This is a genomic window from Rubrivirga sp. SAORIC476 (assembly GCF_002283555.1).
Taxonomy (GTDB): domain Bacteria; phylum Bacteroidota; class Rhodothermia; order Rhodothermales; family Rubricoccaceae; genus Rubrivirga.
The window spans coordinates 219,267-233,420 of sequence record NZ_MVOI01000002.1 but is presented as its reverse complement, the minus strand read 5'-3'; the positions used below and the strand labels follow the sequence as shown (position 1 = coordinate 233,420).

The following is a 14,154-nucleotide window of genomic DNA, read 5'->3' as shown; positions in this document are numbered from 1 at the left end:
CATGGCAAACCCCAGTCTCCATCAAAGCGCCTACCCCGAGGCCCGCTTCGGCGGCTTCTCCCGTGTGGATGGTACCGTCGCGTTCTACACACGCGTCCGCGCGCTCGTGCACCCGGGGATGAAGGTCCTGGATGTGGGCTGCGGGCGCGGCAAGAGCGTCGAGAACGCCGTCCCCTTCCGGCGGGACCTCCGCAACCTCCGCGGCCTCGGCGATCACGTGCTCGGCATTGACGTGGACCCCGGCGCCTCCGAGAACCCGACGCTGGACGAGTTCCGGCTCATGGAGGACATCGAGAACTGGCCCGTCGAGGACGCCTCCATCGACCTCATCCTCTCGGACTACGTGCTGGAGCACGTCGAGGACCCGGACGCCTACGTTCGCGAACTGCACCGCGTGTTGAAGCCGGGCGGCATCTTCTGCGCGCGGACGCCCAACAAGCTCGGCTACGTCGCGCTGGTGGCGCAGGTGGTCCCGAACCATCTCCACGCCAAGGTGGTGGGCCAGACGCAGGAGAACCGCGAGAGCCACGACGTCTTTCCGACGTTCTACAAGATGAACACCGTGGGCGCGGTCCGGAAGGCGCTCGGGCCGGCCTTCGAGACGGAGATCGTCCGTCACGCCGGGGAGCCGACGTACTTCACGTTCTCGCCGCTGGCCTACCGGTTCGGCGCGGTCATGCACCGCATGCTGCCGGGGCCGCTCCAGAACCAGTTCTTCGTTTTCGCGCGCAAGCGGCGCTGACCCGATGGCGAAGCGCCTCCTGTTCGTCAACCAGCACTACTGGCCCGACGTCGCCGCGACCGGCCAGATCCTGACGGACCTCGCCGAGCACTGCGCCGCGCGCGGCTTCGAGGTCGAGGTGTTGACGGGCAAGGCCAAGTACGTCTCCGGTGGCCTCGACGCGCCCGCAGAGGAGGTCCGCAACGGCGTTCGCATTCGCCGCCTCGCGACCACCTCGTTCGGCCGCGGCTCCAAATTGGGCCGAATTGCGGACTATGCGGGCTACTACCTGGGTGTTCTCCGGTCGCTGCTGACCGGTCCGCGCTACGACCTCGTCATCGTGCTCACGACGCCGCCGCTGCTCGGCTACGCGGCGTCCATCGCGAAGCGGGTGCGCGGCCAACGGTACGCCGTCTGGTCGATGGACCTGCACCCGGAGGCGGAGATCGCTGCCGGGATGCTCGCCGAGGACAGCCTCCCCGCCCGCCGCCTCCACGCGTTCAACGACACGGGCTACCGCCATGCCGACCTCGTCGTGGACCTCGGCTTCCGGATGAAGGAGCGCATCGCCCAGCGCGGCGTCAAGGCGGACAAACTGGTCACGCTCGGCGTCTGGAGCGACGGTGGCGACGTGACGCCGGTCGAGCGCACCGCCAACCCGGTCCGCCAGTCGCTGGGCATCCGGGACGACCAGACGGTCGTGATGTACTCCGGCAACGCCGGGCTGGCCCACCGCTTCGACGAGGTGCTGGAGGCCATGCGGATGCTGCGTGACGACGATCGGTTCGTGTTTCTGTTCGTCGGCTCCGGTCCCCGCCGTGCGGCCATCGAAGCGTTCATCGCCGAGCACGACCTGGCGAACGCCACGTATGTCGACTACTTCCCCCGCGAGGACCTCGCCGCGTCGCTGTCCACCGGCGACATCCACCTGCTGACGCTCCAAGAGGAGATGGCGGGCATCGCGGTGCCGAGCAAGCTGTACGGCGTCATGGCCGTCGCGCGACCCGTCGTGATGGTCGGCCCCGCGCGCTCGGAGCCCGGCCGGACGATCCAGGAGCACGACCTCGGGGCGGTCATCGACCCGGTTGCCGGCGACACAGCTTCTGACCTGGTGGAAGCGCTCCGCCGCCTCGGCGACGACCCCGGCACGCGAGCAGAGATCGGGGCCCGGGCTCGGTCCGTCTTCGAGACCGAGTTCGACCGGCCGGTTCTCACGGAGCGCTGGGCACAGCTGTTGGCAGCGCACACGGAGCAGGTGCTCGACGAGGTGACCGAAGAGGTCGGCGCCGAGACGGCGTAGAGGCACGCAGGGTCGGTCGACTCGGGAACGGCTGCGCCACCGGCCGACGGTGACTCGGTGCCGCGTCGATCGGAGCATCCCTCGCAGAGAAACCAGACCAGGACAGAAGGATCAACAGTCAAATAAGAGTCCGTTAGTGTCGTGGTTGGCTCCCTTCAAGTGGACGAATGGGAGTGGGGGATTGCCCGGTATAGGAAATGAATACTAGTCGATACGCGCGTGCTGGGCCGATTCGGCGGCTCAGCCGGGCTTCGGTGGTGAGAGGGGGCTAGCGCGCATGGGGCATGCCGCGTATCTATGTGGCCACTGAGCAGTGTGAGTTGTCTACGACTTCAGATCTGCAAAGGGCCCTGAAGGGCCATGCTCAGAGCGCTCCGCGCTACCACCACCTGAGGCTTCCATCCGCGTCCGCGCGGTCTCCTATTTCTAGGTGCCAGGCCTCCATGCGTGTAACGTCAATCGAAGAACATGGCGCAGTCAGTTGTCGCCATATGTTGAGCCAAGTTCAAGCTGAGGTGAGGGCCGATTGTTCATGGCTGGTCCCGCGCAGCGCTCCAGGGGCGTCCGTCGTCCTCGACCCATACCAGCGGACATCCGAAAGCCCCCGTGCGATCGCATCAGGAGCCGGAGGTCCCAATCGAGTTCGCGTACTTGGGCTGCGCTCCCCTGCCAGAGTCCGGGCGAATGAGCGCGTTGGCGGGCGTAGAGGCCCCGCTGGGATCTCACGGGTTGCCATCGCGAAGGTGCTCATCGGAGCGGAGTCCCTGGCGGGTGGCCTGCGGACGACGCGGGCGGTCGAGATCTGTACCCGCTGTGGACAGGGGCAGAGTCCGGAACGCACCCCGGGCGGTGTCCCAAGAGGCTTGCCTAGAGCAGTGACTAGCGAGACCTGAGGCGGCCGACGCTCCACCTGTGTTTTGGCGGGTTCAAGCGTGCTGTCAGGTAGGCATGTAGAGGGTCGTATATGACAGCTGTATTCTTTTCATATTGTATGTAATTGAGAAACTAAAAAACACATGTTTTTCCTTCGGGTCTTCTGGCCCTAGGGTCTGCGGCGACCGCCGCACTCTCCGCCCACTCCGGGCATCGTTTCACTCCTTCCCCAACATCCCATGAGGTACTTCCTCGTTCTCGCCCTCGCACTCGGTCTCGCAGGAGCGGCCAGCGCACAGAGCAACACGTCGACGATTACCCAGTCGAACCAACACAACGATGCAGTCGTCGATCAAAACGGATCTGCCGCTACCAGCACCGTGACCCAGTCGGGCAACGGGACCAATGACTCACGCATGAACCGGGTGCGCGTCACTCAGGATGGCGCCGGCGCATCGTCGACGGTGTCGCAGGCCGGGTCAGACCGCAACGAGGCGGAGGTCATCCAGAACGGTGACAACGCCTCGCTGGTCGAGCAGACGGGAACGTCGCTCGGCGCGGAGGTCCGGCAGACGGGCGACTTCAACGATTCGCAGGTTCTGCAGCGAGGCAACAGCAGCCAGGTCGGCAACCCGCTGAATGGCTCGGCCGCGGGGGTGATCCAGACAGGCGACAACAACACCTCCCTGGTGGACCAGGACCCCTCGACGTATGCCACGACCAACGTCGATCAGACGGGCAACTTCAACGGGTCGACCGTGATCCAGGAAGTGACCGGTGGTGCGGGCGGCAACCGCTCGACCGCGAACGTGGATCAGCTGGGGGACCACAACGCGTCGAACGTCACCCAGACCAGTTCGACGAACAACGCGCGTCTGGACGCCTCCGTCCTCCAGGATGGCAACTTCAACTCGTCAGCGCTCACGCAGAATGGGCAGGACAACACGGCGGCCGTGTCCCAGGACGGCGACAACCACGCCTCGACCCTGACCCAGTCCGCTGAGGATGCGATGGCGACTGTCGACCAGACGGGGAACAACCAGACCTCGTTCGTGACGCAGCAGGATGACGCTGGAGCCACCGCGACCGTCCGCCAGGGCAATGGCGTGTCTGGCAGCCAGTTCAACACGTCCAACGTGACCCAGAACGCGCTCAACGCGATCGCGGATGTGACCCAGGAAGGGTCCTACAACGCCTCTGAGGTCACCCAGGGGCGGACCGCTGGGACCGCGTACCAGACGAACGGGCAGGAAGCCTTGATTCTCCAGACGGGTGACTCGAACTCGTCGTTCGCGACACAGACCGGCTCCTCCGGCGAGTTGGTGGTCTTCCAGTCGGGAGACGTGAACGTGTCGACGGCGGTGCAGTCCGGTTTCGCCAACGAGTCCGGGGACATCGGGTCGCTCGCCGCGGGGGTGAACCAGAGTGGCGCCTTCAACGAGAGCACCATCACGCAGAGCGGCCAGCTGTCGTCCGCGCTCGTGGATCAGATGGGGGACTACGGGTTCGCCTCGATCACGCAGAGCGTCAACAACGCGCCGAACCCGGCCGGTGGCCCCGACCCGCTGGTGTCGACCGCCTCCATCGAACAGGCGGGCTCGGACCATTCGAGCACCATCGTTCAGTTCGGGGGGAATGACACGCAGAGCGCGCGGCTCATGGACGCCACCTCGGTTCAGAGCGGCACCGGCAACAACAGCTTCATCTCGCAGACGAACTCGCTGATCGACGCGACCGCCTCGGGCAACGTGGCGCTCTCCACCCAGATGGGTGACTACGGCCTGTCCACGATCATCCAGGACGGTGTCGGCCACTCGGCGACGCTGTCGCAGGGCGGGAGCTACAACACGTCGACCATCAACCAGACGGCCGTCAGCAACTCGGCGACCGTCACGCAGAACTAGCGCGCCTTCGCGTGTGGGGACAGCCTCGCTGTCTGGGTCGGCGGCCGGTCACCCGGCCGCCGACTCGTTCGTTTCTGTCGGCCCCGCCGCTCATCCCGTGTGCCTCGGGCCGGTGGTCGGCGAGACCTGGAGGGGCCGTCGAGAGATGCCCGGGGTCCGAATCCGACCGTCAATACCGAATCGTCTGGTAAGGGAGGCCCCAGCGTAGCTGCAGGAATCCCGTCGCGGAGCGGTTGCGGCCATCCTCCTCGTCGTCCAGGCTGTGGTACACGAGCCCGCCGCCGAGGTGGACCTCTGGCAGCACCTCCAGGCTCGCCCAGCCTTCCAGGATCGACTCGCGCTGGCGGACCCCCTGGAGCGTCACGATGCCCTCGTTGGACACGCGCGTGTCGTACGAGAGCGTCGCGTCGGAGCCGAAGTTCTCGGTGGCCGTGTTGCGCCCGCGGACGGTGTGGGACGCGTGCAGCCCGACTTCCAGCCGAGGGAAGGGCGCGTAGAGGATCCACGTCGACAGGTCCGACGTGTTCGGTCCGGCGGGATGGCCCAGGGGGTCGTTGTAGTGGACGTAGGCGCTCGACTCCGACCGGTGCGAGTACAGATACGGCCGCTGCCGCGCGTACTCGGCGCGCACCGACAGGCCGCGGACGCGCGCGTCTCCCCAGCCGGGGTCGACGAGGTGGACGCCCCCGAGCAACCCCCACTTGTTGCCCCACCAGTCGTCGGTCAGGCGGCTCGTGCGGAGCTCGTCGATGAGGAGTTGCCCGTAGAGCCGGTAGCCGGGCGCCGCGTTCCAGGCCAGTCCGCCGCCGAGCAGGGCGTTGTCGAACGTCCCGAGGTCGCCCTCGATGGCGCGGTAGAAAACGACCGGGTTGAGGTACGCCACCTCGAAGCCTGACCGCGCCCCGCCAGTCGAGTCGTCGGCGAAGACGAGCATCTCGAAGATCTCGGCCTGCACGTTGCCGGGTAGGTCGACCGCGATCTGATGGAGGGCGGTGTAGCTGCGCGGGTACAGTTGAGGCTGGCCCGGGACGCGCTCCACGGGGCGAATGCGGCGCGAGTAGCGGTTCGTGTAGCGCAGGCGCCAGAACCGAGTCCGGATCTCGACGTGGTCCTGCGGCGCCGCGTAGTCGGACAGCTCCAGCGATCCCTCCCCAAAGCCGTAGTTGGCACGCTCTCGCCCGGCGCGGACCTCGAAGTACTTCGTCGACAGCCCCAGCACACCGGTCGCGTCGAGGTAGTCGTACACGTCGTCGTCGCCGACGAGTTTGGTGAAGCCGAGCCGGGAGGCCGTGAACTGCTCCCACTGCACCCGCGACGGGCGGACCTGATTCTCGGTCACCCGCGACTCGAGGAAGATCGGCCCGATGTGGCCGGCTGCTCGGACGCCGCGCGACGCGCGGTACGTGATCGTCCGCGGGTCCTGCGTCGGGGTTTCGGTCCGGTTGGAGAGCCCGAGGTCGGTGTAGATCAGCGGCTGGAGGCGGAACGCGTAGTCCTCGCCGTCGACCGCCAGCAGCGACTCGCCGTCGCCGTAGACGTTGGTGCCGAGGAGGCGCCGCGCGGCTTCGGCGCCGGGTGCCGGAGTGATGCCACGGTACCGATCCAGCCGCGCCCGGTCGGCCCGGGACAGTGCCACCTCGCCCGCCTCGACGCGCCCGGCGAGGGAGTCGAGCATCCGCTGGGCCTCGTACGCCGAGAACGGAAACGTGGTCAGCAACTCCCCGTCCAGTGCACCCGCGGTTTGCTGATGCTGGAGGAACCGCTGGAGCGGGTCGTCGAGGGGGAGGAGGCCCTCATCGACCTGGGCCGAGGCGGCGGCCGAGAGGAGGAGGAGGAGGGAGAGAAGGCGGCGCATGAGCGGGGGGAGGCTCCCGGAAGGTACCCGGTCCGCTGCGCGGTTCCTCGCGCTAGCCTTCGGCCTCGGCAGGCGCTTCGCGGCCCTCGAACGCCCACGCGAAGAGCGTGGCGAGGGTGGGGCGCAGCGTCGGGCGCGGCACGATCCGGTCCACGAAGCCCTTCTCGACCAGGAACTCGGCCGTCTGGAACCCCTTCGGCAGGTCGCGCCCGATGGTCTCCCGGATGACGCGCGGCCCGGCGAACCCGATCAGCGCGCCCGGCTCGGCGAAGTTGACGTCGCCCAGCATCGCGAACGAGGCCGTGACGCCGCCGGTCGTCGGGTGGGTAAGCACGGAGACGTAGGGCAGGCCGCGCTCGGCGAGCACGGCAAGGTTGGCGCTGGTCTTCGCCATCTGCATCAGCGAGAGGGCGCCCTCCATCATGCGGGCGCCGCCCGACTGGCTGATGACGACGCACGCGCGCTCCTCGTCCACGGCCCGCCGGACGGCCCGCGAGATCACCTCGCCGACCACCGAGCCCATCGATCCGCCGATGAACGAGAAGTCCATCGCCGCCACCGAGGCCGGCTGGCCGCCGATCCGGCCGGTTCCGCTCACCACGGCGTCGTTGAGCCCCGTCTTGCGCTCCGCAGCTACGATCCGGTCCGTGTAGGCCTTCTTGTCAACGAAGTCCAGCGGGTCGCCCGAGTGGAGCCCCGCGTCGTGGCGCGTGTAGACGCCCTCGTCGAACAGCAGCCCGAGGTAGCCCAGGCCGGACATCGGGAAGTGGTGGCCGCAGCTGGGACACACCAGGAGGTTCTCCTCAAGCTCCCGCTGGCTCGTGATGGTGTCGCAGGACGGGCACTTCTGCCAGTAGCCCTCGGGCGTCTCGTTCCGGTCCCGACGGTCCGTCTGGATCCCCGCCGTGTCTCGCTTAAACCAGGCCATGAATGGGACGGAGCGCCGTCATAGGTTCGAAAGTCACAAGATACCTCGGGGCTGTGACGTCGCCACGGGCTTGAGGTAGAGCGGCTCCAGGCTCGCGAGATCCTCGGCCTCGGCCGACGCGTGGAGTCGTTCTCCCAGGCGGGCGACCGCGACGGCGGAGGGACGCAGGACGATACGCGGGACCTCGGGGCGGATGCCATCCAGCCGGTCCGCGCCCGGGCCGCCCAGCGCGACCACGGTGGAGGGGAGCCACCGATCCACGTCGGCTATCGCGAGGGCCGAGGCCTCGGCGGTCTCCTCGCCCTGGTCGACCACGGCCGCGTAGACCTCCCCCCGACGGGACGGGAGGACGGCGACGAGGGGGCCGTGGGCGGAGGCCGAGGCGGCGAGCGCGTGCAGCGTGGGGACCGCGACCACGGCGGCGCCGGTGCTCAAGGCGAGGCCCTTTGCCAGGCTCATCCCGATCCGGAGGCCCGTGTACGAGCCGGGCCCGGCAGAGACGGCGATCAGGTCGAGGTCGGCAGGCCGGCGCCCCGTGTGCTCGAAGGCCTGCTCCACGAGCATTGCGAGGCGGGTGCCGTGCGAGCGCGGTACGTCCAGCGTCGCCTCGAAGCGGACGCGGCCGTCGTCCACGAGGGCGAGGGCACAGAGGTCGGTGGCGGTGTCGAGTCCGAGGGTGAGCATGGTCTCCGGAACGACCACCGGAGCGCACGGTTCGGAAGGAGTTGGAAGCGCTTCTTGACATTTCCTTCACGGCCCGGCATCTTGGCGCTCCGCCGTCCCTGGTCCTCTTTGTCGACCCCCTCACCATGACCGTCTACGACGCCGCTCACATCCGCAACGTCGCCCTCGTGGGCCACCAGGGCTGCGGGAAGACGACGCTCGCCGAGGCGATGCTCTACAGCGCCGGGGCGGTCCCGCGCATGGGGACTGTGGAGGACGGCTCCACCGTGAGCGACTTCCACGAGTCGGAGCGCGAGCGCGGCATGTCGGTCTTTACGTCGGTGCTCCACGCCGAGTGGGAGGGGCACAAGATCAACGTGCTCGACACGCCCGGCTACCTCGACTTCTCGGCCGAGACCATCACGGCCCTCAAGGTGGCGGACACCGCCGCGTTCGTGGTCGACGCCGCCGAGGGCATTCAGGTGGGCACGGAGCTCGCGTGGACCTATGCCGCCATGACGGAGACGCCGGCCCTGTTCGTGCTCAACAAGCTCGACACGGCGGACTCCGACTTCGCCACCACCCTGGAGCGCATTCAGGACCGCTTCGGGCGTGCGGCGATCCCGATCCAGCTTCCCGGCGGTACGGGTACGCGGACCATCATCGACGTGCTGCTGATGAAGCAGATTCGGTTCGACGAGTCCGGCCAGGCGCACTTTGAGCCTATCGACGAGGCCTTCGCGGCGCGGGCCGCCCAGCTCCACAACGACCTCGTGGAGAGCATCGCGGAGAACGACGAGGGGCTGATGGAGCTCTACTTCGAGAAGGGCGAACTGTCCGAGGCGGAGATGCGGACGGGGCTCCACAAGGCCATGATCGCCCGTGAACTCTTCCCGGTCTTCCTGACTGTGGCGAGCGAGAACGTCGGCGTGTCGCGCCTGATGAGCTTCATCGACAACGTCTGCCCGAACCCGACGGAGATGGAGCCCCCGCACATGGACGCGGGCGAGGTCCACGTGGACGCCCAGGCGAGCCCGGTCGCATTCGTGTTCCGCACCATGGCCGAGGAGCACGTCGGCGAGTACTCCTACCTCAAGGTCTACGACGGCATGCTGACGGGCGGCATGGACCTGGAGAACGCCCACGACGGCTCAATGGAGCGTCTCGGCGCGCTGTTCGCCGTCAACGGCAAGGACCGCGACGGCGTCCCCCAGTTGGTCGCTGGCGACATCGGCGTGACCGTCAAGCTGAAGCACACCAGCACGGGCGACACGCTCCGCGCGCGAGGCTCGGACGCCGTCGTGACCCCGGTCGAGTACCCCGAGCCTCGGATGCGGCTCGCCATCCACGCGGTCCACACCGGCGAAGAGGACAAGCTGGCGCAGGGCCTCGCACAGATCGTGAAGGAGGACCCCGCGCTGGTCGTGGAGCACGACGCCCACCTCGGGCAGGTCACGCTGGCGGGACAGGGCGAGATGCACCTCGACATCGCCAAGTACCGGCTGGCGCACCGCGCCAACGTGGAGGTCGCCTTCGACCGGCCCAAGATCAGCTACCGGGAGACCGTCCGCGGACGGGCCGAGGCGAAGTACCGCCACAAGAAGCAGACGGGCGGCGCCGGGCAGTTCGCCGAGATCGCGATGCTCGTCGAGCCCATGGACCGGGACTTCGTGCCGGACGGGCAGATGAAGATCCGCAACGAGCACACGGCGGAGACGGAGTGGGGCAGCCGCGTCCACTTCGTCGACGCCATCGTGGGCGGGGTGATCGACATGCAGCGCTTCTTCGGCGCCATCCAGAAGGGCGTCGCCGACATGCTCCGCGAGGGACCGGTGGCGGGCTACCCGGTCGGCGACGTGCGGGTGGTGGTGTTCGACGGCTCGATGCACTCGGTCGACTCGAACGAGAACGCCTTCAAGACGGCGGCCAAGATGGCCTTCCGGGACGGATTCCGAGACGCCAAGCCCGCGATCCTGGAGCCGGTCGTCGAACTGGAGGTGCTGGTGCCGGGCGACTACATGGGGGACGTGTTGGGCGACCTCAACACGCGCCGCGCGCGCATCCAGGGGATGGAGGCCGAGGGGCCGTTCCAGAAGATCACGGCGCACGTACCGGAGGCGGAACTGTACCGCTACTCGACCTCGCTCCGCTCGATGACCCAGGGCCGCGGCCTCCACCGCGCCCGCCCGAGCCACTACGACCCGGTGCCCCGCGACGTGCAGCAAACGCTCGTTTCCTCCCGCCTCGCGGACGCGGAGTAAGGGCGTCTCGTCGTCCGACTGCGATAGGGTGGGGGCTGGACTGCGCCCCCCCAGGGCCCCGACTCTCGCACCGAGGCGGGCGAGCTTGGGGTGATGACCGGGTACGGATGGCGCAGCCGCGGCGTTATCTTTCCTTACACGACGAAGGGATTCATGCTCGGACTGAACAGCGGCCGGATGGCCAAGCCGCGCGGCTACTCGTACCAGCCTCGCTTCTACGACCCCGAGGCGGACGCGCGCCGGAAGCGGCAGCTTCAGTTCGTCCGCCCCAGCGACAAGCGCCAGCGCAAGACCAAGCAGCCGCAGTTCGTGGCGGTCGGCCTGGGGCTGGTGCTCGCGTTCTACTTCTACATCAACATCGAGACGATCGTCGAGCGCGTGACCGCGTTCGGGGGATGGTTCTTCGGCTAACCCTCCGATGCGCACGCCCGACGCCTCGACCGACGGGCTCATCCAGGCCCTCCCCGACACGCTCGCGAGCAAGATCGCGGCGGGCGAGGTCGTGCAACGCCCGGCCAACGCCCTCAAGGAGCTGATCGAGAACGCTCTCGACGCCGGGGGCTCGTCCGTCGAGGTGGTCCTCAAGAAGGCCGGCAGTGAGCTGATCCAGGTCACCGACGATGGCTGCGGCATGGGCCCGGGCGACGCGGTCGCCAGCTTCGGGCGCCATGCGACCAGCAAGCTGCGGCGCTTCGAGGATCTGGAGCACCTCCGCACGCTCGGCTTCCGCGGCGAGGCTCTGGCGTCCATCGCCTCGGTCGCGCAGGTGGAGCTGACCACGCGGCGGCAGGGAGACGAGGAAGCCGTCCGCGTGCGCGTGAACGGTGGCGATCTGGAGGACGTGGCCCCTGCGGCGGCGCCGAACGGCACCTGCATCGCGGTCCGCAACCTGTTCTTCAACGTCCCGGCGCGGCGGGCGTTCCTCAAGAGCCCCGCCACCGAGTTCAAGCACCTCGTCGAGGCCTTCCAGGCGCTGGCGCTGTCGCACCCGACGGTGGGCTTCACGCTGGTCCACGACGACACCGAGGTGTGGCGCCTGCCCGCCACCGACGGCCCCGACGCGCTTGCGGTCCGCCTCGACGCGCTGGCGGGTGGGGGGCTGGAAGGGAAGCTGGTCCCGGTGGAGGAGGCGACGAGCTACCTCTCCATGCACGGGCTCGTGGCATCGCCCGAGCGGTCGCGACGCAGCCGGGGGGAGCAGTACCTGTTCGTCAACGGTCGCTTCGTCAAGAGCCGCGCGCTCGACCACGCCGTGGTGTCCGCCTTCGGGGCGCTCCTTCCCGAGCGGCAGCATGCCCTCTACGCGCTCTTCCTCGACGTCGACCCTCGGCACGTGGACGTGAACGTCCACCCGACCAAAACGGAGGTCAAGTTCGACGATGACCGGGGGGTGTACAGCTTCGTCAAGGCCGTCGTGAAGCGGTGTCTCGCCGAGAGCGGGCTGGGGCTGTCGTTCGACCCGCTGGCGCGTCCGGTGGGCCCGTCCGACCCGCCTCCGTCTCCTTCGTTCGAGCCTCCACCGGCCTCGTCGGACCTGGAGGGCCCCATCCCGTCGGCGGCGACGGTGCCCGCCCGGGGCGACGGCTCGTCGCGCCCCGCGATGCCAGCGTCCGTCCCCACGTTCCGCCTCGAAGCCGGCTCCGGGCTCGGGGCGATGCCGCCGCTTCCCGACCGTGGCGACCTGGAGCCTGTCCCACCCACGATCCCCGACCCGACGGTCGGGCCGATCCCCGCCCGCCTCGGCCCCGCGTTCGACGTGGGCGACGACCTGGAACTGGACGCCAGCGATGCCGACCGCACCTTCTGGCAACTCCACGGGCGGTACCTGCTCTCGCCGGTGCGCTCCGGCCTGCTGGTCGTCGACCAGCGCGCGGCGCACGAGCGGATCCTCTACGAGCGTGCCCTGGCCACGATGGCGAGCGGCATGTCGATCAGCCAGCAGCTGCTCTTCCCGTTCACCGTCGACCTGTCGCCGACCGACCGGGCGCTGCTGAGCGAGATCCTCGGCGACCTCCAGGCGCTCGGCTTTCAGATGGAGGCCCCCGACGGGCAGCCCGTCCTCGTCCGCGGCGTCCCGGCCGACGTGACGCTGGGTGACGAACGGGCCGTGCTGGACGACCTGCTCGCCCAGTTCCGTCGCAACCACGGGCTCCGGCTGTCGGCCCGGGAGAACCTCGCCCGGAGCATGGCCGCGCGCAGCGCCATCCGGCCCGGCCACCCGCTCGGGCCCGCCGAGGCGAAGCTGCTCGTCGACCAGTTGTTTGGCTGCGACGACCCCTTCAGCGACCCGGCCGGACGCCCAACGATGACCCGCTGGTCGACGGACGAGATCGACCGCCGCTTTCGGCCGCGGTGACGCTCGCCGCGCAGGTCCACGACGGCCTTCGTGCTGCGGGTGTCGAGGAGGCGGGCCGGCTGGCGGTCGCCGTGAGCGGCGGGCTCGATTCGATGGTGCTCCTGCGGACGTGCGCCGCCCTCGGGCGGGACCTCGTCGCCCTGCACGTCGATCACCAGCTTCGCTCGAGTGGGCACGAGGACGCCGCGTTCGTCGCCGCTCTCGCCAGGGACCTCGGGGCAGACTTCGAGGGCCTGTCTGTCGAGGTCGCCGACGGGAACGTGCAGGCAGAGGCGCGCCGCGCCCGTTACGCCTCTCTCGCGGAGGCCGCAGACCGGCACGGCTGCCGGTGGGTGGTGACCGCGCACACCGCCTCCGACCAGGCCGAGACGGTGCTGGCGGCGCTCGCCCGAGGCGCAGGCTTGCGCGGGCTGGCAGGGATGCCGCTCGTCCGGCCCCTCGGCCCTGGCGTGACGCTGGTCCGCCCGATGCTGGCCGTCTCGCGCACAGCCGTCGAGTCCGAGGCGGCCACGCGCCGCTGGTCGTGGCGCGAAGACGCGTCCAACGCGGGCCGGGCCTACCGCCGCAACCGCCTGCGCGCCGACGTGCTGCCGTGGATGGAGGCCGAACACGGTGACGGCGTCGACCTTCGCATCGCCGAGTCGGCGACCGCCGCCCGCGCTGCGCTGGGGCTCGTTCAGGAGCGGCTCCAGGCGCTGACGGTCGGCACCGGTCGGCTGGCTGTCGAGGGCCTCCGCGCGCTGTCGCGGGACGCTCAGTCGCTCGTCCTCGCCGAGGCCGCGGCCCAGTGGGCGCCCGAGGCCGGGCGGTCCGCCTCGGTGGTCGCGAGGCTGGCGACGCTGGTCGACGCGGAGGTGGGCGCCTGTGTCGAGAGCGGCGGACTCCGCGTGTGGCGTGAGTGGGCCGCGGTGCGGTTCGAGACGTCGGCCGCGCCTGTCCTGGATGGAATGCTGGTCTCGACGCCGCTCCTGGAGACACCCGACTCCTTCCCCGCCGACCGGTTCACCGAGGTGGTGGACGTCGACCGCGTCTCTGGCAGCGTGCAGGTGCGGGGGTGGCGCGAGGGGGACCGGATCCAGCCTGTCGGGATGGTCGGTAGCCGGCTCGTGTCCGACCTGCTCCGCGAGCGAGGAGTGGCACGTGCCGACCGGGCGCATGTGCCGGTGGTGTTGGTGGAGGGCGAGGTCGCCTGGGTGGTGGGTCACCGCCTGTCCGCCCGGGTCGCCGTGACGGCAGAGACACGCGGAGTTCTGGAATGGGCGTGGCGCCGGAGCGAGGGGGCGGGGTAGCTTC

The 14,154-nt window shown here is 69.2% G+C and carries 10 protein-coding genes; 7 read left to right on the top strand and 3 right to left on the bottom strand.

Annotation, left to right across the window (positions count from 1 at the left end; genetic code table 11):
• The first annotated feature begins 1 nt into the window (after window position 1).
• From B1759_RS01110 to B1759_RS01100, 3 genes are all read left to right on the top strand, one after another.
• Window positions 2-742, top strand: a complete 741-nt coding sequence (locus B1759_RS01110) for a bifunctional 2-polyprenyl-6-hydroxyphenol methylase/3-demethylubiquinol 3-O-methyltransferase UbiG (protein WP_095513184.1) — start codon at window positions 2-4, stop codon at window positions 740-742.
• A gap of 4 nt (window positions 743-746) precedes the next feature.
• Window positions 747-2,021, top strand: coding sequence for a glycosyltransferase family 4 protein (locus B1759_RS01105; protein WP_095513183.1), 1,275 nt, complete (start codon window positions 747-749; stop codon window positions 2,019-2,021).
• Window positions 2,022-3,133: 1,112 nt separating this feature from the next.
• The gene (locus B1759_RS01100) at window positions 3,134-4,798 is read left to right on the top strand and encodes a hypothetical protein (protein ID WP_095513182.1); all 1,665 of its coding nucleotides are present in this window, start codon (window positions 3,134-3,136) and stop codon (window positions 4,796-4,798) included.
• Between the two features lie 169 nt (window positions 4,799-4,967).
• Here B1759_RS01100 and B1759_RS01095 read toward each other — a convergent pair whose 3' ends face one another.
• From B1759_RS01095 to tsaB, 3 genes are read right to left on the bottom strand one after another with little or no spacing between them, the layout of a single operon-like run.
• Complete coding sequence (locus tag B1759_RS01095; protein WP_095513181.1) at window positions 4,968-6,653, bottom strand: hypothetical protein; 1,686 nt, start codon at window positions 6,651-6,653, stop codon at window positions 4,968-4,970.
• Between the two features lie 52 nt (window positions 6,654-6,705).
• Window positions 6,706-7,581 (bottom strand): acetyl-CoA carboxylase, carboxyltransferase subunit beta, encoded by an 876-nt coding sequence (accD, locus tag B1759_RS01090; RefSeq protein ID WP_095513180.1) that lies wholly within the window; start codon window positions 7,579-7,581, stop codon window positions 6,706-6,708.
• Window positions 7,582-7,614: 33 nt separating this feature from the next.
• Entirely contained in the window at window positions 7,615-8,265 is a 651-nt protein-coding gene (gene tsaB, locus B1759_RS01085; protein WP_143537223.1) for a tRNA (adenosine(37)-N6)-threonylcarbamoyltransferase complex dimerization subunit type 1 TsaB, read from the bottom strand.
• A 125-nt stretch (window positions 8,266-8,390) separates the two neighbouring features.
• Between tsaB and fusA the strand changes: the two genes are divergently transcribed.
• From fusA to tilS, 4 genes are all read left to right on the top strand, one after another.
• Window positions 8,391-10,505 (top strand): elongation factor G, encoded by a 2,115-nt coding sequence (gene fusA, locus B1759_RS01080; protein WP_095513178.1) that lies wholly within the window; start codon window positions 8,391-8,393, stop codon window positions 10,503-10,505.
• A 153-nt stretch (window positions 10,506-10,658) separates the two neighbouring features.
• Entirely contained in the window at window positions 10,659-10,916 is a 258-nt protein-coding gene (locus tag B1759_RS01075) for a hypothetical protein (protein WP_095513177.1), read from the top strand.
• Window positions 10,917-10,923: 7 nt separating this feature from the next.
• Window positions 10,924-12,861: a DNA mismatch repair endonuclease MutL gene (gene mutL / locus B1759_RS01070; RefSeq protein ID WP_095513176.1), complete on the top strand. Its 1,938-nt coding sequence runs from the start codon at window positions 10,924-10,926 to the stop codon at window positions 12,859-12,861.
• Window positions 12,858-14,150 carry a tRNA lysidine(34) synthetase TilS gene (gene tilS / locus B1759_RS01065; protein ID WP_095513175.1) on the top strand — a complete coding sequence of 431 codons (1,293 nt, stop codon included), beginning with the start codon at window positions 12,858-12,860 and terminating at the stop codon, window positions 14,148-14,150. Before mutL ends, tilS begins: the two co-directional genes overlap by 4 nt.
• Window positions 14,151-14,154: the final 4 nt, after the last annotated feature.